Source organism: Paenibacillus gallinarum, from assembly GCF_014836635.1.
GTDB classification, from domain to species: domain Bacteria; phylum Bacillota; class Bacilli; order Paenibacillales; family Paenibacillaceae; genus Paenibacillus; species Paenibacillus gallinarum.
In genome coordinates, this window is sequence record NZ_JACSQL010000045.1 from 1 (window position 1) to 1,643 (window position 1,643).

Here is a 1,643-nt window from a genome sequence, read left to right on the forward strand (position 1 = left end):
TCAGGGGTAGGGGAGCGTTGTATGCCGGGTTGAAGGTAGACCGGAAGGACTGCTGGACTGCATACAAGTGAGAATGCCGGTATGAGTAACGAAAAGATCAGTGAGAATCTGATCCGCCGAAAACCTAAGGGTTCCTGAGGAAGGCTCGTCCGCTCAGGGTAAGTCGGGACCTAAGGCGAGGCCGAAAGGCGTAGTCGAAGGACAACAGGTCGAAATTCCTGTACCACCGTAAATCGTTACGAGCGATGGGGGGACGCAGTAGGGTAGTGACGCAGACTGATGGATGTCTGTCCAAGCAGTGAGGCTGATGTGTAGGCAAATCCGCACATCGTTAAGGCTGGGCTGTGATGGGGAGTGAAAATTACAGTAGCGAAGGTCATGATCTCAGACTGCCAAGAAAAGCCTCTAGCCAGATGAAGGTGCCCGTACCGTAAACCGACACAGGTAGGTGAGAAGAGAATTCTAAGGCGCGCGGAAGAACTCTCGTTAAGGAACTCGGCAAAATGACCCCGTAACTTCGGGAGAAGGGGTACCCCGGTAGTGTGAATAGCACGAGGGGGTCGCAGTGAAAAGGCCCAAGCGACTGTTTAGCAAAAACACAGGTCTGTGCGAAGCCGCAAGGCGAAGTATACGGGCTGACGCCTGCCCGGTGCTGGAAGGTTAAGGGGAGTGGTTAGGAGTAATCCGAAGCTATGAACCGAAGCCCCAGTAAACGGCGGCCGTAACTATAACGGTCCTAAGGTAGCGAAATTCCTTGTCAGGTAAATTCTGACCCGCACGAATGGCGTAACGACTTGGGCGCTGTCTCAACGAGAGATCCGGTGAAATTTTAATACCTGTGAAGATGCAGGTTACCCGCGACAAGACGGAAAGACCCCATGGAGCTTTACTGCAGCTTGATATTGGATTTGGGTACGATCTGTACAGGATAGGTGGGAGCCTAAGAAGCATGAGCGCCAGCTTGTGTGGAGGCAACGTTGGGATACCACCCTGATCGTATCTAGGTTCTAACTTGGTACCGTGATCCGGTGCGAGGACAGTGTCAGGTGGGCAGTTTGACTGGGGCGGTCGCCTCCTAAAGAGTAACGGAGGCGCCCAAAGGTTCCCTCAGAATGGTTGGAAATCATTCGCAGAGTGTAAAGGCACAAGGGAGCTTGACTGCGAGACCTACAAGTCGAGCAGGGACGAAAGTCGGGCTTAGTGATCCGGTGGTACCGCATGGAAGGGCCATCGCTCAACGGATAAAAGCTACCCTGGGGATAACAGGCTTATCTCCCCCAAGAGTCCACATCGACGGGGAGGTTTGGCACCTCGATGTCGGCTCATCGCATCCTGGGGCTGAAGTAGGTCCCAAGGGTTGGGCTGTTCGCCCATTAAAGCGGTACGCGAGCTGGGTTCAGAACGTCGTGAGACAGTTCGGTCCCTATCTGTCGTGGGCGTAGGAAATTTGAGAGGAGCTGTCCTTAGTACGAGAGGACCGGGATGGACATACCGCTGGTGTACCAGTTGTTCCGCCAGGAGCATCGCTGGGTAGCTATGTATGGAAGGGATAAGCGCTGAAAGCATCTAAGCGCGAAGCCCACCTCAAGATGAGATTTCCCAATTAGTAAGACCCCTTGAAGACGACGAGGTAGATAGGCTGG

Annotated in this window: 1 rRNA gene; it reads left to right on the plus strand. The window is 53.8% G+C overall.

The window, feature by feature from the left end:
* Positions 1-1,643: ribosomal RNA gene (locus H9647_RS25540) — 23S ribosomal RNA — on the plus strand; the annotation flags it as partial.